This window comes from Plantactinospora sp. A48, from assembly GCF_055793945.1.
In genome coordinates this window covers 1-19,962 of record NZ_JBTIXF010000090.1, presented here as the reverse complement: position 1 = coordinate 19,962, position 19,962 = coordinate 1, and the positions used below count along the sequence as shown (strand labels likewise).

Below are 19,962 nucleotides of genomic sequence, written 5' to 3'. Positions count from 1 at the left end.
TTTGCACATCGCCCGGCTGCGCGCGCGCGATGAGTCCGGAGTGATGCACGCCCCCGCACCCCTCCCCCCACCCCCCCCTCCCCCCCCCCCCCCCCCCCCCCCCCCCCCCCCCCCCCCCCCCGCCGTCGTGTTGCTGAGCGCGTCGGCGTCAGCCGTTGGAGATCGTCACACCCACGAACCGCTCGTCGGTGAGCGGGCTGGGCGTCACGCCCGACACGCCCTTGGCGAGCACGATCGACGGCGGGGCGTGCCAGATCGGCACGGCCGGCAGCCACTTGCTGGCGATGTCCCGGTTGACCTGCTCCCAGGCGGCCTTCTTCGCGTTCTCGTCGACCTGGCCGTCGGCGGCGCTGATGGCCGCGAACATGTCGGTCATCGACTGGTCACCGAACTCGACCTTGCCGCGGCCGAAGAAGGTGCCCACGAAGTTGCCCGGGTCGTTGTAGTCGCCGGTCCAGCCCAGGATGTGCAGGTCCTGCTTGCCGAACGTCTGCACGTCGTCCTTGAAGCCGCCGTTCCACGGCCGGGGCACACCCTGGACCTTGATGCCGACGGCCTGCAGGTCGTTCGCGAGAACGGTGAAGATCTCCTGCGGGTTCGGCATGTACGGCCGGGTGACGTCCGGCGGGTAGTAGAACTTCAGCGTCAGGTTGGTGGCGCCCGCCGCGGCCAGCAGCTGCCTGGCCTTTTCGGGGTTGTAGTCGTACTTCTGCACGTCCGGGGCGTAGCCGAGCACGGTGTCCGGCATGAACTCGTCGGCCACCTTGGCACCGCTGGGGGCCTTGGTCTGCACGAGCTGCTGCCGGTTGAGCGCGTATGCGATCGCCTGGCGGACCCGCAGGTCCTTCAGCTTCGGGTTCTTCTGGTTGATGCCCAGGTAGAGGACGTTGAACGCCGGTCGCGGCAGCACCTGGAAGCCCTCGTCGGCCAGCGCCTTGCTGTCGGCCGGGGCGGGGAAGTCGATGCCCTGCACGGTGCCCGCGCGCAGTTCCTGCTTACGGGTGCTCTCGTCCTTGATGATCTTGATGATCACCTTGTCCACCTTGGCCTTCTCACCCCAGTAGTCGGGGTTGCGGGTCAGGGTGATCTCGTTCTTGGCCTTGTCCCAGCCACCGAAGGAGAACGGACCGGTGCCGACCGGGTGGTCGGTGGCGAACGCGCTGTACGCGAAGGAGTCGCCGTTCTGCTTCACCGTGTTGGCGTCGTACTTCTGCACCGCGTCGGGGCTGACGATGGAGAGCGAGGTGAGCGCGAAGGCACCCGGGAAGGCGCCCTTGTACTGGTTGAGCGTGAGAACGGCGGTGCTGTCGTCCTTGGCCTCACACTTGTTGTAGACCGGCTTGCCCAGGCCCTCGACCTCGTTCTTCGCGAATCCGCCGAAGACGTCGCTGTAGTAGATCATGTTGCTCTGGGCAGCGGCGCCCTTCATGTTGTACCAGCGGTCGAAGTTGAAGCAGACCGCCGCCGCGTTGAAGGCCGTACCGTCGTGGAACTTGACGCCCTTGCGGAGCTTGAAGGTCCAGACCTTGCCGGACTGGTCGTGCTCCCAGCTCTCGGCGAGCGCACCCTCCAGGTCCGCGGTGCCCGGCTTGGTGGTGATCAGGGTCTCGTACATCTGCCGGATGGGGCGGAACGACTCGCCATCGTCGTTGAAGATCGGGTCGAAGTTCTTCGGATCTCCCGCACCGGCGAAGATGAACGTCCCGCCGGACTTGGCGGAGCCGTCCCCGCTGTTCCGCTCACTCTTCGCGCAACCGGCGGCCCCGGCTGCCAGCACGGCAACGGCCGCGACGGCGACAGCCGCCCTGAGCCTACTCGCCTGCATTTCTCACCTCATCCTGCGCATGACCATCGCCAGCTCTGGCTTGGTCCGTGAGCGGCACCGTAGCGGCCTGCGCGGCAAGAACGGAACTGCGCTCGGCGAATCTCTACCAAGCCGACATCTAGCGATGATCTTTGGCCCAGGACGGGGTTAATGTCCGTTAGGTAGAGTAACGAAGGTATAACGGCAATCGGTCCCTCACTGACCTCAGGTGTCACACCGGCAACGCGCGTCGAGAGGCTGCCGGAGACCCACGGAGGGACCGCCGCGCCGGGCGGATCAGACCCGCCAGCCGGATCAGACCCGCCCCGACGGATCAGACCCGCCCCGACGGATCAGAGCCGACCGACGGATCAGCAGACCTGGTGGGTCAGACCGCCCGGCGGCCCTCGAAGGCCCGGCCGAGGGTGATCTCGTCGGCGTACTCCAGGTCGCCGCCGACCGGCAGCCCGCTGGCCAGCCGGGTCACGGCGATGCCCATCGGCTTGACCATCAGCGCCAGGTAGGTCGCCGTCGCCTCGCCCTCGGTGTTCGGGTCGGTGGCCAGGATCAGTTCCTTGACCTCACCGGTGCCGAGCCGGACCAGCAACTCGCGGATCCGCAGGTTGTCCGGGCCGATGCCCTCCAGCGGATTGATGGCCCCGCCGAGCACGTGGTAGCGGCCCCGGAACTCACCGGTCCGCTCGACCGCCACCACATCCTTCGGCTCCTCGACCACGCACAACACCTCGTTGGTACGACGCGGGTCGCGGCAGATCCGACACTGGTCGGCCTCGGAGACGTTGAAGCAGGTGGTGCAGAACCGCACCAACTCCTTGACCTTGCGCAACGCCGTGGCCAACCGGGTCACGTCAGCCGGGTCCGCCGACAGGATGTGGAAGGCGATCCGCTGCGCGCTCTTCGGGCCGACACCCGGCAGCCGGCCCAGCTCGTCGATCAGGTCCTGGATCGCGCCCTCGTACACCGGGTGACTCAGAAACCGGGCAGGCCGAGGCCGCCCATGCCGCCGGTGACCGGGCCCATCTTCCGCTCGGTCAATTCCCGGACCGCCTCGGTGGCGTTGTGTACCGCGGCGATGACCAGGTCCTCCAGGGTCTCGACGTCCTCCGGGTCGACCGCCTTCGGGTCGATCTTGATGGACTTGACCTCACCGGTGCCGGCCATCGTCACGGTCACCAGCCCGCCCCCGGCCGTGCCGGTCAGTTCGGCCTCGGCCAGTTCGGCCTGCGCGGCGGCGATCTGCTGCTGCATCTTCTGGGCCTGCTTCAACATCTGCTGCATGTTCGGCTGTCCACCGGGGCGCACGTCGGGCTCCTTCTCGCGGGGGTCGCTCGGCCGCCGACCAGCCTAACGGGCGGGACCGACCGGGACGGCCCAGCCCGGGACCGCGCGGTGTGCCGGGCCCACTCAGCGGGCGTCGACCTCACCGATCCGCTCAGCGGGCGCGGTGTGCTCGGCCCGGTCAGCGGGCGCGGTGTGCTAGGCCCGCTCAGCGGGCGCGGTGTGCTAGGCCCGCTCAGCGGGCGTCGACCTCACCGATCCGCTCGGCGCGGAACGTCTGTTGCAGCAACTGGACCGCCTGCTGCTCGCTGGTCTGTCGGGCGGTCTGCTCGTCGACCACCTCGTCCAACGGCTCATCGCCCGGATCGAACCCGACATAGCCCGCGGCGGCCCGGGACGGCCCGTCGTAGTCCGGGTCGTACGGTGGCTCACCGGCCCACTCCTGGTCGGCGACCGCGCTCGGGGCCGCCGCTGGCCGCGCCCCACGCCCGGCCGCCGCCGCGCGAGCCGCCGCGAGCCCGCCACCCGCCGGTCGGGCCCCGGACCGGCCAGCGCCCGCGACCGCTCCAGCAACAGCCGGTCGCCCGCCGTCGCGCGACACACCGGGCGCGCCCGTGGGCCGGGCCGCCGCCCGAGCCGCGGCGATGCCCCCGCCGGTACGCGCCGCGGGCGTACCGCCCGAGGCGACCGTCCTGCCCGGCGCCGTCGCGCCACCGGTTCCGCCGCCCGGCACAGCCCCACCACCGGCCCCGGCAGCCGGCCCGGTCCCGGCGGCCAGTCCCGTCCCGGCGGCCGGCCCGATCCCGGCGGTCGGCCCGATCCCGGCGGTCGATGGAGCCGGGACGTTGGCCGGCGGAGCCGGCGAGGCCGGCCCGGTGGGTGACTGTCCCAGCGACGACTGCCCGGAAGCCGGCTGCCCGGCGGACATCGGGCCGGGAGAGGGTTCGGTTGGATCAGCGTCCGCGCCGCCCGGTCGGGCCGGTGTCGGCCAGTCACCCTCGGCCGCGTCGGCGGAGCCGGCGCCCCCGCCCGGCTGGGCCGGCGTCGGCCATCCGGCTCCGGACATGTCCGGGTCGGCAGCGTCACCACCGGGGCGGGCCGGCGTCGGCCAGTCGTCCTCCTCGGCAGCGCCACTCGGCTCCGCCGGACCCGACCGCTCACCACTCGAACGTGGGCGCGCCGTCCCGGCCGGCCCCCGCCCGTTGGCTGGTTCGGAGCGTGCCGCCGCGCCACCGGTCACCGCACCACCGGTCATCGCGCCACCGTTGTGCTCCGGGCGGGCCGCCGTGCCACCGTTCGACTCCGGGCGTGCGGGTCGGGCGGCCCCGTTGGGTTCCGGTCGCGGTCCACCGGGGGACGACGATGCCCGGCCACCCGCCGGCGCCGGCCGCTGGTCTCCGGCCACCTCGCAGCGCACCTGCCAACGGCCGCCCAACTCCTGGTAGAGCGCGTCGACCAGCACCTCCGCCTGCCCCGCGACCATCTGGGCGTGTACCGGGTAGCGGAAGGTGAGCACCAGCGTGTCGCCGTCCAGGTCGCGCACCGTCGCGTCCCGGACCAGCGCCGCGATCCGCTTGTTGCTGCGGTTCACCATCGTCACGATGTCGCCCCAGACCCGACGTACCGCCGCCGCGTCCAGCTCACCGGGAGCCGCCGGCTCCACGATCGGGTCCGGGGTCACCGGGTCCGGCATCACCGCGGCCGGCGGCACCGGCCGGCGGGCCACCGTGGGCTCCGGGTCGGCCGGCGGTACGTCCGCCGCGGCGCGTACCGGATCGGCAGCCGGCGGGGTCTGGTCGGTGTCGGCAGTCCCGGGTACGGACGGACCCGGCGCGACCCGGCGGCGCTCGACGGGCACCGGTTCCGGCGCGGCCTCGACCGGGGTCGACGACGGGCCGACGGCGGCCGGCGCCGGGGCCGACGAACCGCCGGCGGCGACGGGCACCGGACCGGTGGCGACGGGCGCCGCGGCCGGTCCGGCCAGGGTGAGCCGGCGCTCCATCCGCTCCAGCCGCTGCAACAGTCCGCCGGTCGAATCGTCGGCGCCCGGCAGCAGCATCCGGGCGCAGATCAGCTCCAGCAGCAGCCGGGGCGCGGTGGTGCCGCGCATCTCGACCAGGCCGTTGTGGACGATGTCGGCACACCTGGACAGGGTCGCCGGGCCGAGTCGCTGGGCCTGTGCGGCCATCCGCTCCAACTGGTCGGCGGGGCCGTCGATCAGGCCCTTCGCCGCCGCGTCCGGTACCTGTTGCAGCACGATCAGGTCCCGTAGCCGCTCCAGCAGATCGGCCGCGAACCGCCGTGCGTCATGGCCGGCCTCGGCGACCCGGTCGATCGTGGCGTACGCGGCCGCGCCGTCACCGGCGGCCAGCGCGTCGCACATCTCGTCGAGCAGCGCGGAGTCGGTCACGCCGAGCAGCGCGACCGCCCGGTGGTAGGTGACACCCTCCGGGCCGGCGCCCGCGATCAACTGGTCGAGCACCGACAGCGTGTCCCGGACGCTGCCGCCACCGGCCCGGACCACCAGCGGGAAGACCGCCGGATCGACGACCGCGCCCTCGGCCGAGCAGAGTTGTTCGAGGTACGGCCGCAGCACCGCCGGCGGAATCAGCCGGAACGGGTAGTGGTGGGTCCGGGACTTGATCGTCCCGAGCACCTTCTCCGGCTCGGTGGTCGCGAAGATGAACTTGACGTAGTCCGGTGGCTCCTCGACCAGCTTGAGCAGCGCGTTGAAGCCGGCCGACGAGACCATGTGCGCCTCGTCGATCACGTAGATCTTGAATCGGCTGCTGGCCGGCGCGAAGAAGGCACGCTCGCGCAGCTCGCGGGCGTCGTCCACGCCGCCGTGGCTGGCCGCGTCGATCTCGATCACGTCGATCGAGCCGGCCCCGTCGTTCGCCAGTGACCTGCACGACTCGCACACCCCGCACGGCTCTGGGGTCGGACCATGTACGCAGTTGAGCGAGCGGGCCAGGATGCGGGCGCTGGAGGTCTTGCCACAGCCGCGCGGGCCGGAGAAAAGATAGGCGTGGTGCAGCCGACCGCTGCGCAACGCCACGGACAACGGCTCGGTGACGTGCTCCTGACCGATGACCTCGGCGAACGTACGCGGTCGGTACTTGCGGTAGAGCGCCAGCGCCACTGCCGCCTCCTCTCGACCGAGCCATTCTGCGCCGCCCCGGCCCGGGTGACCACCCTGCGCCGCGCCGTACCGAAGCGATATCCACTTCATCCGCTGCCGGGTGGTTCCGTCCCGGTTGACCGGGTGGTTGTGTCCCGGTGACCGGGCGTGGTGCACCCGGTGGCTGGGCGCGGTACGCCTGGCGGTCGGGCGCGGTACGCCTGGTGGCCGGCCGGCCCGTCAGGCCGGGGCCGGAGACAGAAAGGCCCCCCGTGCACCCGCCAGAGCCCGCTTATCCTTGCTGCCTTCCGGCCCTGGGGAGGTTCACGGGATGCGCGCCGCACGGGGGGTACGGACAGTCTAACCACATCCGAAGTCGATCTTCGCAGGAGGCGTGGTGCTGCCGCCCGGCCGGACCTGTATTCTGTCCGACGGAGGATTCGCCTAGAGGCCTAGGGCGCACGCTTGGAAAGCGTGTTGGGTTTACACCCTCACGAGTTCGAATCTCGTATCCTCCGCCAGCCAGATCGCGAGGGCCGGCCCCACCCGGGACCGGCCCCTCCGCGTCTCTGCGGCCACTCGGCCCGGACCTCCCGCTGGATCAGCTCAATATCGGCGACATAGGGCGATCCAAGCCGATTGGACACCCCTGTATCCCCGGCAATGAGTTGACCTTGCGCCGGCGGCCCAACGCCGCCGAACGTGCCCCCTGACCGGATCCGAGGCGAATCCGAGGCGAATCCGAGGCGAATCCGAGCCGATGGACGAGCGGCCGGTCGGACGGACCACAATGGATCGCGCCTGTCGACCGTGGACAACTGCCGGTCCGTAGGCAACCCGGAGAACGGCTTATCCGGCAATTCGCCCATGACGCGCCGAAATACGCAACCTTCCGCGAGCCGAGACGTTGGGCACCCGGGGGAAAACACATGAAATTGCGCAAAGTGGCTACCATTGCCATGATGATCTCCGCTGCCGTCCTGTCCGGCAGCGGGCCAACCACCGTAGGTTCACCAGTCGCGGGCGGTTCACCGGGCGCCACCGGCTCACCGACCAGGCCGGGTTCACCGACCAGGGCGGGCTCACCAGCCACAGGCGGCTCACCAACCAGGGGCGGCGGTGGACCGGCGACGAGTAGCGGTGTCGTCAGTCTGGCCGGGTTGCCGGACATCGCGTTCGGCACCACGGAACAGGAGCTGTCCCGCCGGGGCGTACTCGCGGAGGCGACCGAGCCGTGCGGACCGCGACTGGCCGGCGAGCCGACGGCGGACCCGGTCTTCGCCGATGACCGGCTGGTGCTGCTCTGGGCGGCCGACCGGACCAGCACGCCCGAGGGGGTCCGCGCCGGTACGCCCGTGACGCGGGTCCGGGCCGCGTACCCGAACGCCCGGTCGCTGACCGCACCGGCCGGGACGTACCGGCTGGACGGGCTGCTGGTCCGCGAGGGTGACCGGGCCTACCTGTTCCTGCACGACGGCCGGACCGTCCGCAAGACGGTGGTGGGCTACGCCGAGTACGCCCAGGACATGTTCGAACACGGCTTCGGCACCTGCTGATGCGGTGGCCCACGTCGGGCCCGCCCGGAACCAAGCCGGCGCCGCACCCCGCCGAGGCGATGGTCGACGCCGGCGTGAACCTCAGCCGTGGATCCGGCCGCCGCGCTACGGCACGGCGATCCGCCGGCCGTAGCCCTGCGGCCAGAAGCGATTGGTACGCAGGTCCAGGCCACTCCAGTTGGCCGACTGCGGTACGAGGCCGCCGCTGGAACCGTAGAACGGGGTCATCATCCCGGAGGCGTAACCGGAGGTGTCGCCACCGACCTCTTCCCCGGTGGCCGCGACGACCGCGTCCAGCGGGCCGGTCCCGTTGTAGTTGAGTATCGCGACGGAGGCACCGAACTGGTCACCGCGCTCCGGCGTCCCCGGCACGACGGAATGGCTCTCGTCGAACGATTGCGAGCCGTCCCCGGTCAGTCCGGACGAGGAGCCCTTGAGCAGCGTGATGAGGCCGGCCTCGGTCGTCGAACCGAGCGCCTCGCCGGGCACGCCGACCAGTACGTCCGCCTTGCCGTCGCCGGTCACGTCACCGGCGGCCAGGGCCGCGCCGAACTGATCGTCCTGCTCGGGCGTCCCCGGCACCCCGGCCGTGGCCTGGTTGATCACCCGTACGGCGCCGCTGGACAGCCCTCCGGTACGGCCGGTGAAGACCGCGATGAGGCCGACGTTGATTGCTGGTCCCTGCGCTCCCGGTGCCCCGGCGATCACCTCGCCGAGTCCGTCACCGTTCACGTCGCCAACGGCCAGTGACGCACCGAGGTACCAGGCGACGGTGTTCTCCGAGCCGGTCGCCCAGTAGATCCCGCCACCGCTGGCCGTGGTGTTGCCGACCGACCCCACCCCACTCGCCGAGCCCCACATCAGGGTGATCGAGCCGGTTCCCTCCCAGGACTGGCCATCGTTCTCCTGCGGGGCGCCAATGACGAGGTCGGCGTACCGGTCGCTGTTGACCTTTCCGATCGTCAGCGACACGCCGAAGTGGTCACCGGACTCCGCAGCTCCGGGCACGGGGTCCGAATTCTGGTCGAAATACTGGGCCCCGGTGCCGGTCAGGCCAGCAACACCGCCGAAGAGCACGACCACCGTGCCGGCCCCCGCGGTGTTCCCGACCGCCTCGTTGAACGCGCCGATGGCCAGATCGTCGCGCCCGTCCCCGTTGATGTCGCCGGCCGCGAGTGCCGACCCGAACTCGTCGCTGGTCTCCGGCACCCCGACGACGCCCGGCGAACTCTGGTTGAAGTGGGTCGCCGAGTCGACCACGAGACCGGTGCCGCTGCCCGGGATGACCCAGACACCGCCGGCGTGGGCCCCGTTCGACGGGTCGACCTCGTCGGAGTCACCGATCACCAGGTCGTCGTACCCGTCACCGTTGAAGTCGCCGGCCGCCAGAGCGACGCCGAAGCAGCCGCAGCCACCGTCGACCGGTGGCAGGACGCCCAGAAAATAGTCCGTCTGCGGGGCGGACGAGTAGCGCACCGCCACCACACCCGTCGGGTAGTACGGCAGGTCCGTGCTGTTCTGGTCGCCGGACGCTGCGATGTCGTCGATCCCGTCACCGTCGAAATCGGACCGGGTGGCTCCGGTGCCGTGTACCGGAGTGACGGTCTTCGCCACGCGCTGGTACTGGAGGATCACCCCGTCCCGGGTGATGGTCCGGAACTCGTCGGACGCCGCCTCCGCCGGGGCGCTCCACGCCAACCCCAGCAACACCGCCCCCGCCAACACCGTCAGAACCGACCCACCGGCAACCGACCGTCGCATGTGAACCCCCGCTCTCCGCAGCCGCCGATTCTAGGTGGATAGATCAATGGCCATAACCCCGTGCCGGCGTACGCTCGACGCCGATCGGGCCGTACCGCCGACCCGGATGGCCAGCGCCGGGCCGGCGCCGGTGGACGGCCGGACGGATGAGCTTCTGATTGACATTTCCGTCCACGACACCACGACGGCTTTCACCTCACGGCATCATGACCAGCGGTGCCCTACTATCAAATGCACGTGCAGATGCACGTGCATTTGCGGATCCAGGGACGCCGACCGTCGCGCGCCAGGGAACCACGGCTGGATAGCGCGACGGCACCCGCAGCAACGGGTGCCGTCTCTGGATCTCCCACCAGAAAGGATCTCCACCGATGAGGTTACGTCAGCCGACCGGAGCGCCGCGTCCCGAACCCGATGTCTCGCTCCGAGTCCTGGTCCTCCTCGCCGTGGCCGCCCTACTCGGCATACTGGCGTGGCGGGTGCCGGCGACGGTCAACCCGATGCTCATCGCCGTCGCGGCCTACACGGTGCTGGACCGCCTGACCGACCAGCGGCCCGACAACTGGTAGGTGGCCGACGGTCCACCAGCAACTGGTCGCAGAAACGGAACCGGGGGCACGGGAATCCGACACGCCACCACACCGGTTCGAGCGTCATAGCGGCGCACCTGGGATCCAGGTGTGACAAACGCCCGGTCGACCCTCGGGGGTCGACCGGGCGGTTCTGCCTTTCCTGAGCGGTGGCGGCGGGATTTGAACCCGCGGAGGGCGTAAACCCTCACACGCTTTCGAGGCGTGCTCCTTAGGCCACTCGGACACACCACCGCCGAGTAGGCTACCGGATGCCCGGAAGCGGTGCCGAGCCGGTATCCCCCGGGCCGACCTGGCAGGATCGCTGCCATGAGTACGCACATCGGCGCAAAGCCGGGCGAGATCGCCGAGCTGGTCCTGATGCCGGGTGACCCCCTGCGGGCCAAGTGGATCGCCGAGACCTACCTGGAGGACGCGACCTGCTACTCCGAGGTCCGCGGCATGTACGGCTTCACCGGCCGTTGGTCCGGCGTCGCGGTGTCGGTGCAGGGCTCCGGCATGGGCATGCCGTCGGCGTCGATCTACGCGCACGAACTGATCAACGAGTACGGCGTGAAGACGCTGATCCGGGTCGGCTCCTGCGGCGCCCTGACCGACGAGCTCCAGCTGCGGGACGTCATCGCCGCCAGCGGGTCGTCGACCGACTCGAACATGAACCGGTTCCGTTTCGACGGTCTGATCGACTACGCCCCGGTGGCCGACTTCGGGCTGCTGCGTACCTCGGTCGAGGTGGCCGAGCGGCGCGGCATCTCGATGCGGGTCGGGCCGATCCTGGCGGCGGACGCCTTCTACACCGACCGGCCGGACCTGTACGAACGGCTCGCCCAGTACGGGGTGTTGGCCGTGGAGATGGAGTCCGCGGCTCTCTACACGATCGCCGCCCGCTACCGGGCGCGGGCGCTGACCATTCTGACGGTGAGCGACCACATCGTGACCGGCGCCAAGACCAGCGCCCAGGACCGGGAGCAGACCTTCGGACAGATGGTCGAGATCGCGCTGGACACCATCGTCGCCTGACCGCCAACGGTCGCCAGACCACCGTGCCCGGCCGACGGCCGCCCAAAGCCGCAGCGGCCCACGCCTACCCGCCCGGCCCTGGGACCGGTCCGACAGCACGCCAGAAAGCGGGGCGTTAGGAAGGGCCCCTTCCTATACAAAAAGCGATAACAGCGGGCCCTTCCTTACACCTCAGCGGAAGAAGGCGCGCAGCAGTGCGGCGCACTCGGCCTCCAGGACACCGCCGTACACCTCGGGACGGTGGTTGAGCCGACGGTCCCGGACGACGTCCCAGAGCGAGCCCACCGCGCCGGTCTTCGGCTCCCAGGCGCCGAAGACCACCGTCGACACCCGGGCCAGCACCAACGCACCGGCGCACATGGTGCAGGGTTCCAGGGTCACCACGAGCGTGCAGCCGTCGAGCCGCCAGGCGCCGGTGGTGGCGGCGGCACGGCGCAGCGCGAGGATCTCGGCGTGTGCCGTCGGGTCGCCGCTCCGCTCCCGCTCGTTGCGGCCGGTGGCGATCTCAGCTCCGTCTGGCCCGTAGAGCACCGCGCCGACCGGCACGTCCTCGATCGCATCGACCCGCGTACCCGGCGTGGCCGGACCGGCGGTGTCAGCGAGGCCAGCCGGGCCGGCGGTGCCGGCTGCGCTGGCGAGTTCGACCGGGCCGGTCGCGACCTCTAGCGCGCGCCGCATCCAGGTCTCGTGCCGGTGCTGCCGCGCGGAGCGGTAGCTCACGCCTCGCGTAGTTCTTCCACCTCGTCGCCGCAGCCGAGCGTCTGGCAGATCTCGGCCACCACGTCGGCGGGCAGCATCCCTTCCCGGGCACACAGGGTCAGCAGTCGGTTGGCCGGGATGCCGAGGTCGGCGAGGAGGTCGGCGTCGCCTATCGGGTCGGCGTCCGGGTCGGCGGCGGGTTTCTCCGGTTGGTCTTCGGCGACTTCCCCGTCCTCGTCGTCCGCCTCGGCCGGCTCAGCGACCGAGTCGATCTCCAGGGCGGGCCCTTTGATGTCGCCGACCAGTAGCGCCCCGATCCGGGACTCCTCCGCGAATGCCGAGTCCGAGCCGAAGACCCGCAGGTCCTCCCCGTCGTCGAGGCGTAGCGCGGCCAGATAGGTGTCGTCGGATTCCACGAACAGCAGCGACAGTTCGGCGTCCGGGTCCACGTCCCGCAGCCGCTCGGCCACCTCGTCGAGGTCAGCGGCGCCGGTCAGATCGACTTCGGCTGCGGTCCACCCGGTCTCGCCACGCGCCACACCTGCGGCGAAGTACGACACGGTCCCCCCAAATTTCCAGCGGCGATCAACCGCACAACGTCGAAAGGCCGTCACTCGTGACGGTGCTGATGGGTTGTCAGCCGTGACGGTAGTCGGTCGGCTTGAGAAGCTCCCACGCAACGCCCCGACGCGACCGCCGATCCGGCGGGCCCGGTCGCGCGGCCGTGCGCCGCTGGTGGAACGGGCGGGTGTGCCGGTTCAGGTCAACCCGCGAGCCGGCGCCGCGTCGCGATCAGCTCCTGCAATCGCTGGTACCGGGCGCGGCGCGGCCGTTCACGGTCCTGGACCCGCTTCGAGCCAGCGATCTCGGCGAGGAGTTGCAGTCGGCGACGGCTCCGCTCGGGATCGAGCCGTGGCTGAGTCGAGGGCATTCCGGGAGCGTGCCCACTTATCCGGGGTTCGTCAAGGCCCGATTTGGGCTGGTACCTTGCGTGATCGCCGTCGTACCGACGGCTACCAGAGCGGCCAGTCCCCGGTCTCGAACCACCGCACCGCGACGGCGACGGTGGCCACGCTCCAACCGACGGCGGTGACCATGGCGATCCCGGCGGCCACGCCCCGGTCGCCCTGGCGGGTGAGCAGCAACGCCACCAGCCAGGCCGCACCGCCGGCCAGCACCGTCCACCACACGTAGCCGGCCAGGCTGCGGCCCAGCAGCCCGAAAACCAGCAGCCAGACCACCGTCACGGCCGCCGCGGCGGCGAGCGCGCCGCCGCGTACCCGATGGGGTTCCCGGTAGGTCGGCCGGCCCGGTTCGCTCGACGCGGGTCCGGAGGGGAACAGCCCCGACGGCGAGAGCGGCGCCACCGGCGGCGGATTGCCCGGGTACGGACCACCGGGGTACGGACCGCCCGGGTACGTCGGCGGCGTGACCGACCGGAACGCCGGGTCGACCGCGCCCGGCCCGGATGGCTGACCCATCGCCGACTCCCTCGCTGACATCGTCCGTCTCCCGGCAGCCTACCCAGGTGCGCGTGCTGGACGCCCAGGACGGCGCTGACAGCGGTCGGTCGGGCAGCCCGACGTCGACTCTGCCAGGATGACCCAATGCCTTCTGGACGCGATGACCGTCGCCGGTTCGGCCGGCTGGCGGGTACGGCGGCGACGCTGGTGGTCGCCGGCCTCGTTGCGGGGTGCGGCGCGCCGGATCGGACGGGTTCGACGGCGAGTGCCGGGCCGTCGGCGGTGTGGCAGACCGGCGACGCGGGATCGGGGAGCGCGCCGGCGCCCACCCCGTCCGGCACACCCCGCCCGACCAGCTCGGCCCGGCCGTCCGGCTCGGTCGCCACGCCCGCCGCGCCGGCGCGGTACGAGTTCCCCGTGCGGACCGGGAACGTCGACTACCACCGGACCCACCACGACTACCGGGCGACCGACATCTTCGCCGCCTGCGGTTCGCCGGTGGTGGCGGTGACCTCCGGAACGGTCCTTGAGATCAGCCTGGTGGACAAGTTCGACAAGGACGGTCCCCAGGGCCCGTTCAACGGCGGCAAGTCGGTGTCGCTGCTCGGTGACGACGGCGTGCGGTACTACGGCTCGCACCTGTCCAAGGTGGCCGCCGGCCTTACCGCCGGCACCCGGGTACGCGCTGGTCAGTCGCTCGGCGCCGTCGGCCGGACCGGAAACGCGAGCAACGTCTGCCATCTGCATTTCGGGATCTCACCGCTGTGCGGGCGGACGGCTGACTGGTGGATCCGCCGGGGCGAGGTCTGGCCGTGGTCCTATCTCGACGCCTGGCACAAGGGGGTCAACCGCTCCCCGGCCGCCGAGGTGGCCTCCTGGAAGCGGAAGAACGGCTGCCCGGCCGCGCCGTGACCGGGCTACGGTGACTGACATGACCGCACGGGACGCGCTCGCCGACCTGCGCCGGATCGCCTTCCTGCTGGAGCGGGCCAACGAGGCGACCTACCGGGTACGCGCCTTCCGTACCGCCGCGAAGACTCTCGCCGGGCTGACCGAGGCCGAGCTGGTGACCCGGGCCGAGGCCGGCACCCTGACCGAGCTGTCCGGGGTCGGGGAGGTCACCGCCCGGACCGTGGCCGAGTCGCTGCGGGGCGAGGAACCGGTCTATCTGCGCCGGCTGGAGGCGACCGAGGGGATCGATCTGGACGAGGCGGCGACCCGGCTGCGCGAGGCGCTGCGGGGCGACTGCCACACCCACTCGGACTGGTCTGACGGTGGGTCGCCGATCGAGGAGATGGCGCTGGCGGCGGTCGAGCTGGGTCACGAGTACCTGGTACTGACCGATCATTCGCCGCGGCTCAAGGTGGCTCGGGGCCTCACCGCGGACCGGCTGCGCCGGCAACTGGACCTGGTGGCCGCCGTGAACGACCAGCTTCCGGCGGGGTTCCGGATCCTCACCGGGATCGAGGTGGACATCCTCGCCGACGGATCGCTCGACCAGCGCGACGATCTGCTGGCCCGGCTCGACGTCGTGGTCGGTTCCGTACACAGCGGGTTGAACGACGACCGCGCCCGGATGACCCGCCGGATGGTGGCCGCGGTCACCAACCCGCACCTGGACATCCTGGGCCACTGCACGGGCCGGATGGTCGCCTCCCGACCGCCGGGCGTGACCGGACCCGGCGATCGGGGGCACCGGGCCCGGACCCGTAAGCCGAGCGAGTTCGACGCGGACGCCGTCTTCGCGGCCTGCGCCGAGCACGACAAGGCCGTTGAGATCAACTCTCGGCCGGAACGTCAGGATCCACCGAAGCGGCTGATCCGCCTCGCCGTCGAGGCGGGCTGCCGGTTCGCCGTGAACACCGACGCCCATGCGCCCGGTCAGCTCGACTGGCAGCGGTTCGGCTGCGAGCGCGCGGCCCGGTGCGGTGTCGGACCGGAACTGGTGGTCAACACGCTGCCCGCTGCGGAGTTGCTGGACTGGACCCGTTCGCACGATCGGTGAGGTCCGAGGCGGCGAGCTGGTCGGCCACGACCGGCGCGGCCGCGGTGGCCGGCCCACTGGCCGGCCGGCGCCGCTCCTGCGCCACCGCGACCCCGGCCAGTACGAATGCGGCCCCGACCGGCTGGTACCAGCTGAGATGCTCGTGCAGCGCGAGGACGCCGATCGCCACCGCGAACACCGGGATCAGATAGGTGACCATCGAGGCGGTGCTGGCGCCGACCAGCCGGATGTTGCGCATGTTGATCACGAAGGCCAGCCCGGTGCCCAACGCGCCCAGCGCCAGCACGCTGGCCACCACCGGCAGGGACAGCCGGGTGAGCGCCGGCGGTGGTCCCACCGCGATCGGCGCGACCACCGCGAGCAGCACGGTCGCCACCAGCAACTGGGCCGTGGCCAGCGCCAGGCCCGACTCGGGCCGCCCCGCGACAAACCGCTTCTGGTACGGGATGGCCAGGCCGTAGCAGCTCGCGGCGCCGAGACACATCAGTTGGCCGGTGAGGTGTGATCCGCCGACCCCTTGCCACACGCCGAGCACGAAGAGCACGCCGAGGAAACCCAGGACCATCCCGGTGGCCCGCCGGGCGGTCATCCGCTCGGTGCGGAAGACGAGGACGGCCAACGGCAGCACCACGAGCGGCGTGGTGGCGTTCCAGATTCCGGCCAGCGACGAGGAGACCCGCTGTTCGCCGTAGCCGAAGAGGGTGAACGGGATGGCCACGCCGACCCCGCCGACCACCACCATGTGCAGCCACAGGCCCGGGTCCCGGGGCAGCCGGTCGCGGAGCACGGCCAGCACCACCAGCAGGGTCAGGGCACCGGTGGCGACCCGGCCGAGGGTCACGTAGAGCGGGTGCAGTTCCCGCACCCCGACCTTGATGAACAGGAAGCTGCAACCCCAGATAGCGGCCAGTACGAGGAAGCCGGGAAGCCAACGACGGAGGTCGACCTTGGAAGGAGCGATTGCGGCGTTCACCCCTGACACTCTGGTCCATGGGTCCGACAAACTCGCGCGGATTTCGGCTGGTGTGTCCGGCGGCACACCAGCGGAAGGGCGGCCAGCGGGACGACAACTAACAGGCGGTTCGGTCACCACCTCGCGTAGGGTCGGCCCGTGGGAAGAATCGACGACATCGCCAACCGGTACGTCACCGACTGGGCGCGGCTGAGCCCCACCGGCGCCACGTACGTCGGCATCGACGGCCATGACGACCAACTCGACGATTTGTCACCGGCGGGCTACGCCGGACGGGCCGATCTGGTCCGGCAGACGCTCACGGCGCTGGACGCCGTCGAGCCGGAATCGGAGCACGAGCGCGTGGCGCAGGAGTCCATGCGTGAACGGCTCGGACTGGAACTGGCGCTGCACGACGCGGCCGTGGACACCAGCCAGGTCAGCGTGATCACCAGTGGCCTGCACGAGCTGCGGTCGGTGTTCGACCTGATGCCGACCGAGGGCGAGGCGGCGGTGGTCAACATCGCCGCCCGGCTGAACAAGTTCGGCGCCGCGCTGGAGGACTACCAGACCACCCTGCGCGAGGCCGCCGACGCCGGGCACATCAGCTCCCGGGCGCAGCTGCTCGAGGTGGCCAAGCAGTGCGACATCTGGATCGACCCGGCGGCGGACAACTTCTTCCACGGGCTGGTGGAGCGGCTGGCCGCCGACGGCGCGATCGAGGCCGACCTGCGCCGCGGCGCGGCTGCCGCCACCGCGGCGACGGCCCGGTTCGGCCAGTTCCTGCGGGAGGAGCTGGCGCCACGGGGTCGGGACAAGCAGGCGGTTGGCCGAGAGCACTACGAGCTGGCCTCGCAGTATTTCCTGGGCGCCCGGGTGGACCTGGACGAGACGTACGCCTGGGGTTTCGCGGAGCTGGCCCGGTTGGAGGGCGAGATGCGCGGGGTGGCCGCGCGGATCGCCGGGACCGGCGCGGGCATCGACGAGGCCGTGGCGGCGCTGGACGCCGACCCGGCGCGGACGATCCAGGGCAAGGAGGCGTTCCGCGACTGGATGCAGGCACTGGCGGACAAGTCGATCGCCGAACTGCACGGCAGCCACTTCGACATCCCGGAGCAGGTCCGGCGGATCGAGTGCTGCCTGGCGCCGACCAGCGACGGCGCGATCTACTACACCGGCCCGAGCGAGGACTTCTCCCGTCCCGGCCGGATGTGGTGGGCGGTGCCGCAGGGCATCACGGAGTTCTCCACCTGGCGTGAGGTGACCACGGTCTTCCACGAGGGAGTTCCGGGGCACCATCTCCAGGTCGCCCAGACCGCCGTCCGGGCGGAACTGCTCAACCGCTGGCAACGGCTGCTCTGCTGGGTCTCCGGGCACGGCGAGGGCTGGGCGCTCTACGCGGAGCGTCTGATGGACGAGCTGGGCTACCTGGAAGACCCGGGTGACAAGCTCGGGATGCTCGACAGCCAGGCCTTCCGCGCTGCCCGGGTGATCGTGGACATCGGCATGCACCTGGAGTTGGAGATTCCCCGGGACAACCCGTTCGGTTTCCATCCCGGCGAGCGCTGGACACCCGAGCTGGGCTGGGAGTTCATGCGGGCGCACTGCCGAGTGCCGGACGAGAACCTGCGGTACGAGCTGAATCGCTACCTGGGCTGGCCCGGTCAGGCGCCGTCGTACAAGGTCGGCGAGCGGATCTGGCTCCAGGCGCGGGACGAGGTCAAGGCCCGACGTGGTGCCGACTTCGACCTGAAGGAGTTCCACCGGCAGGCGCTCGACCTGGGCTCGATCGGTCTGGATCCGTTCCGGGCCGCACTCGCCCGGCTCTGACGCGCCGCGACGGTCCACGGGCCGGTGCCGCGCGGTGGGACGCGGCGCCGACTCGTGGACCGTCGCGATCAGGCTGGTCCGGCCAGTCGGGCCGTCGCGATCAGGCTGGCCCGGCCAGTCGGGGCGTCGCGATCAGGCCAGCCGAGCCGTGAGCGGACCGATCTTCGGGTCAACCTTGAGAATGTCGCAGGTGATGAGCGAAAGCTGCACGTCGGGCTTGGTAAAGGTGATCGGAATCGGCAGCGAGAGGGCGATCCCGTCCGGCGGCAGCGGCGATTCGGGGGTGAGGGTGAGCTTGATCGGCCCGAGCCAGCCCACGAACCGGGTGGTGTAGAAGACGACATCGCCGGAGGCGATGAGTCGCTTCGTCTCGTAGCGCAGCGCCGGCTTGGCGTCCTGGATCTGCAACGCGAAATCGTCGGTGACCGCCTCGCTCATCGTGAACTTGAGCACCGGCTGCGGGCCGTCCTCCGTCATGAAGTCCCGGACGATGCCCTCGTACCTGAGCTTCGACATCTTCAGGCTCGAGCCGGTAAGCCGGGACGGTTTGTTGGCCGCGACCGGGGCGTCGGGGTCAGCTTCGGTGAGCACGACCGGCCCCTTGGCCGAGCCACTGGGCTGGGCGCCCGGTCGCCGGCAGGGTGTCGTTCCCGGCCCTGCGGGACGCCCGGGGACGCCGACACCGGGCGTCTGGCCCGGCGCCGGGGCCGGCGGCGCCGCGGGGCTGGGCGTGGCGGTGGCTGGCGGAGCCGGATCGGCCTGCTGATCCGAACCGATTCCGAGCAGGTCACCGATGCCGTCCACGATGCCGGTCAGGATGTTGCCTGATTTCTGGGCCGACTGGCTCGGTGCCGGGGTCGCCGTGGAACTCCCGTCGGGGGTGGGGGTCGGTGAACCCGGGTGGCCCGTCGGTGTCGGTGGCGCCGTCGTGCTGGTCCGGCATGGCGCGGCATCGGCCGGTCCGGCCTGGTGCAGGAGCACCGTCCCGGTCGTGACGAGACTGCCGGCCACCAGGAGCGCCGCGAACAGCCCGCCGGGACCGGGCCGGCCGCGATCCTCGGGTGCGGTGGGTTCGACGGGCTCGGCATGACGACCGGCCGGCGGCTCACGCAGCGGGTTCCGGGGTCGCGGCAGGGTGTCGTTGAGCAGGTCCCCGCCGCTGACCGGCGCCTGGCCCGGACCGGTCGAGGCCGGGTCGGCCAGGACAGGGGCCGCCGCGCCCGGGGTGTCCGTGTCCAGGACGTCAATGCCCGGATCGTCGTCCAACGGCAGGTCAGGCGCGGGTACCGGGTCGACGGGCTCGGGGACCGGTCGCGGGGCCCAGGCGAACCCGAGAGCGCCACCGATCATGCCGAGCAACATCCCGAGGCCCCAGCCGCCGAGGTTCACGGCGATCAGCGAGTAGATCGCCGTCAGCGTGCCGACGATGGCGTAGAACATCCGCTGCTGCGGGGTGAACCACAGCAGCAGTCCACAGGAGGCCAGGATGGTGGGGATCAGCCAGGAGAGGTAGCCGGTCGGCCCGGTATGCACCTTCATGTCGGCAAGGCTCGCCTGGGTGCTCGCGAAGATCTCCACGCCGGACAGCAGCAGGAAGAGCCCGCCCCAGAATGGCCGGGACCGCCGCCACCGGCGGAACGCGCGCCAGCCACGGGTCAGCGCACCCGGCTGGGTGTGCTGCGACTCGACGGTGGTCACGTACGGACTCCTCAGGGGTGCTCGGCTCAGGCGGTCTGCGGCGGTGTGTCGGGGTGTTCCCGTGGGGGTCCCCACCACGAAACCCCACCCCTTGTCTACCCTCTTGGGTTTTTTTTTTGGATTCCCCCAGACCAAACCCGTAGCCTCCTTGCGTGCTGAAAGTTTCT

General features: G+C 71.2%; 17 protein-coding genes, 2 tRNA genes and 1 other RNA gene. 7 read left to right on the top strand and 13 right to left on the bottom strand.

Going from position 1 to position 19,962, the window contains the following annotated elements; genetic code table 11:
• Nucleotides 1-148: 148 nt before the first annotated feature.
• From ACXN5W_RS28460 to ffs, 5 genes are all read right to left on the bottom strand, one after another.
• Nucleotides 149-1,825, bottom strand: coding sequence for an ABC transporter substrate-binding protein (locus ACXN5W_RS28460; RefSeq protein ID WP_473161464.1), 1,677 nt, complete (start codon nt 1,823-1,825; stop codon nt 149-151).
• Nucleotides 1,826-2,192: 367 nt separating this feature from the next.
• The gene (gene recR, locus ACXN5W_RS28455) at nt 2,193-2,786 is read right to left on the bottom strand and encodes a recombination mediator RecR (protein WP_473161463.1); all 594 of its coding nucleotides are present in this window, start codon (nt 2,784-2,786) and stop codon (nt 2,193-2,195) included.
• 8 nt (nt 2,787-2,794) lie between these two features.
• Nucleotides 2,795-3,103 (bottom strand): YbaB/EbfC family nucleoid-associated protein, encoded by a 309-nt coding sequence (locus ACXN5W_RS28450; RefSeq protein ID WP_473161466.1) that lies wholly within the window; start codon nt 3,101-3,103, stop codon nt 2,795-2,797.
• A 235-nt stretch (nt 3,104-3,338) separates the two neighbouring features.
• Nucleotides 3,339-6,245, bottom strand: a complete 2,907-nt coding sequence (locus ACXN5W_RS28445; RefSeq protein WP_473161462.1) for a DNA polymerase III subunit gamma and tau — start codon at nt 6,243-6,245, stop codon at nt 3,339-3,341.
• Nucleotides 6,246-6,485: 240 nt separating this feature from the next.
• An RNA gene (gene ffs, locus ACXN5W_RS28440) (signal recognition particle sRNA small type) lies at nt 6,486-6,576 on the bottom strand.
• An 81-nt stretch (nt 6,577-6,657) separates the two neighbouring features.
• Between ffs and ACXN5W_RS28435 the strand changes: the two genes are divergently transcribed.
• Both ACXN5W_RS28435 and ACXN5W_RS28430 read left to right on the top strand, forming a co-directional pair.
• A tRNA-Ser gene (locus ACXN5W_RS28435) sits at nt 6,658-6,745 on the top strand.
• A gap of 639 nt (nt 6,746-7,384) precedes the next feature.
• Nucleotides 7,385-7,780 (top strand): hypothetical protein, encoded by a 396-nt coding sequence (locus ACXN5W_RS28430; RefSeq protein WP_473161461.1) that lies wholly within the window; start codon nt 7,385-7,387, stop codon nt 7,778-7,780.
• 105 nt (nt 7,781-7,885) lie between these two features.
• On the opposite strand, the gene ACXN5W_RS28425 is transcribed toward ACXN5W_RS28430, so the two are convergent.
• Nucleotides 7,886-9,541 (bottom strand): hypothetical protein, encoded by a 1,656-nt coding sequence (locus ACXN5W_RS28425; protein WP_473161460.1) that lies wholly within the window; start codon nt 9,539-9,541, stop codon nt 7,886-7,888.
• Nucleotides 9,542-9,912: 371 nt separating this feature from the next.
• On the opposite strand from ACXN5W_RS28425, the gene ACXN5W_RS28420 reads away from it, so the two are divergent.
• Nucleotides 9,913-10,110 (top strand): hypothetical protein, encoded by a 198-nt coding sequence (locus ACXN5W_RS28420; protein ID WP_473161459.1) that lies wholly within the window; start codon nt 9,913-9,915, stop codon nt 10,108-10,110.
• 168 nt (nt 10,111-10,278) lie between these two features.
• Here ACXN5W_RS28420 and ACXN5W_RS28415 read toward each other — a convergent pair.
• Nucleotides 10,279-10,365: transfer RNA gene (locus ACXN5W_RS28415), tRNA-Ser, on the bottom strand.
• Nucleotides 10,366-10,440: 75 nt separating this feature from the next.
• Between ACXN5W_RS28415 and deoD the strand changes: the two genes are divergently transcribed.
• On the top strand, nt 10,441-11,148 hold the full coding sequence (gene deoD / locus ACXN5W_RS28410; RefSeq protein WP_473161458.1) for a purine-nucleoside phosphorylase: 708 nt from the start codon (nt 10,441-10,443) through the stop codon (nt 11,146-11,148).
• 171 nt (nt 11,149-11,319) lie between these two features.
• On the opposite strand, the gene ACXN5W_RS28405 is transcribed toward deoD, so the two are convergent.
• The 4 genes from ACXN5W_RS28405 to ACXN5W_RS28390 all read right to left on the bottom strand — a co-directional run bounded on the left by ACXN5W_RS28405 (nt 11,320) and on the right by ACXN5W_RS28390 (nt 13,328).
• Nucleotides 11,320-11,826, bottom strand: a complete 507-nt coding sequence (locus tag ACXN5W_RS28405; RefSeq protein WP_473161465.1) for a nucleoside deaminase — start codon at nt 11,824-11,826, stop codon at nt 11,320-11,322.
• 38 nt (nt 11,827-11,864) lie between these two features.
• Nucleotides 11,865-12,407 carry a tRNA adenosine deaminase-associated protein gene (locus tag ACXN5W_RS28400; protein ID WP_473161457.1) on the bottom strand — a complete coding sequence of 181 codons (543 nt, stop codon included), beginning with the start codon at nt 12,405-12,407 and terminating at the stop codon, nt 11,865-11,867.
• 203 nt (nt 12,408-12,610) lie between these two features.
• Nucleotides 12,611-12,778 carry a hypothetical protein gene (locus ACXN5W_RS28395; protein ID WP_473161456.1) on the bottom strand — a complete coding sequence of 56 codons (168 nt, stop codon included), beginning with the start codon at nt 12,776-12,778 and terminating at the stop codon, nt 12,611-12,613.
• Nucleotides 12,779-12,860: 82 nt separating this feature from the next.
• Entirely contained in the window at nt 12,861-13,328 is a 468-nt protein-coding gene (locus ACXN5W_RS28390; RefSeq protein WP_473161455.1) for a hypothetical protein, read from the bottom strand.
• A 126-nt stretch (nt 13,329-13,454) separates the two neighbouring features.
• On the opposite strand from ACXN5W_RS28390, the gene ACXN5W_RS28385 reads away from it, so the two are divergent.
• Both ACXN5W_RS28385 and ACXN5W_RS28380 read left to right on the top strand, forming a co-directional pair.
• A complete protein-coding gene (locus ACXN5W_RS28385) occupies nt 13,455-14,222 on the top strand; it encodes a M23 family metallopeptidase (protein ID WP_473161454.1) in 768 nt (255 codons plus the stop codon).
• A 19-nt stretch (nt 14,223-14,241) separates the two neighbouring features.
• Complete coding sequence (locus ACXN5W_RS28380; protein WP_473161453.1) at nt 14,242-15,315, top strand: PHP domain-containing protein; 1,074 nt, start codon at nt 14,242-14,244, stop codon at nt 15,313-15,315.
• Here ACXN5W_RS28380 and ACXN5W_RS28375 read toward each other — a convergent pair.
• Nucleotides 15,260-16,288, bottom strand: coding sequence for a DMT family transporter (locus ACXN5W_RS28375; RefSeq protein ID WP_473161452.1), 1,029 nt, complete (start codon nt 16,286-16,288; stop codon nt 15,260-15,262). The genes ACXN5W_RS28380 and ACXN5W_RS28375 overlap by 56 nt on opposite strands.
• Before the next feature lie 138 nt (nt 16,289-16,426).
• On the opposite strand from ACXN5W_RS28375, the gene ACXN5W_RS28370 reads away from it, so the two are divergent.
• On the top strand, nt 16,427-18,097 hold the full coding sequence (locus tag ACXN5W_RS28370; protein ID WP_473161451.1) for a DUF885 domain-containing protein: 1,671 nt from the start codon (nt 16,427-16,429) through the stop codon (nt 18,095-18,097).
• A 132-nt stretch (nt 18,098-18,229) separates the two neighbouring features.
• Here ACXN5W_RS28370 and ACXN5W_RS28365 read toward each other — a convergent pair whose 3' ends face one another.
• The gene (locus ACXN5W_RS28365) at nt 18,230-19,795 is read right to left on the bottom strand and encodes a DUF6114 domain-containing protein (RefSeq protein WP_473161450.1); all 1,566 of its coding nucleotides are present in this window, start codon (nt 19,793-19,795) and stop codon (nt 18,230-18,232) included.
• Nucleotides 19,796-19,962: the final 167 nt, after the last annotated feature.

Bases quoted from the DNA above. Each gene is read 5' to 3' on its own strand.
- ACXN5W_RS28460 (WP_473161464.1), bottom strand. From the start codon at position 1,825: ATGCAGGCGAGTAGGCTCAGGGCGGCTGTCGCCGTCGCGGCCGTTGCC.
- ACXN5W_RS28450 (WP_473161466.1), bottom strand. From the start codon at position 3,103: ATGCAGCAGATGTTGAAGCAGGCCCAGAAGATGCAGCAGCAGATCGCC.
- ACXN5W_RS28425 (WP_473161460.1), bottom strand. From the start codon at position 9,541: ATGCGACGGTCGGTTGCCGGTGGGTCGGTTCTGACGGTGTTGGCGGGG.
- ACXN5W_RS28420 (WP_473161459.1), top strand. From the start codon at position 9,913: ATGAGGTTACGTCAGCCGACCGGAGCGCCGCGTCCCGAACCCGATGTC.
- deoD (WP_473161458.1), top strand. From the start codon at position 10,441: ATGAGTACGCACATCGGCGCAAAGCCGGGCGAGATCGCCGAGCTGGTC.
- ACXN5W_RS28405 (WP_473161465.1), bottom strand. From the start codon at position 11,826: ATGCGGCGCGCGCTAGAGGTCGCGACCGGCCCGGTCGAACTCGCCAGC.
- ACXN5W_RS28395 (WP_473161456.1), bottom strand. From the start codon at position 12,778: ATGCCCTCGACTCAGCCACGGCTCGATCCCGAGCGGAGCCGTCGCCGA.
- ACXN5W_RS28390 (WP_473161455.1), bottom strand. From the start codon at position 13,328: ATGGGTCAGCCATCCGGGCCGGGCGCGGTCGACCCGGCGTTCCGGTCG.
- ACXN5W_RS28385 (WP_473161454.1), top strand. From the start codon at position 13,455: ATGCCTTCTGGACGCGATGACCGTCGCCGGTTCGGCCGGCTGGCGGGT.
- ACXN5W_RS28380 (WP_473161453.1), top strand. From the start codon at position 14,242: ATGACCGCACGGGACGCGCTCGCCGACCTGCGCCGGATCGCCTTCCTG.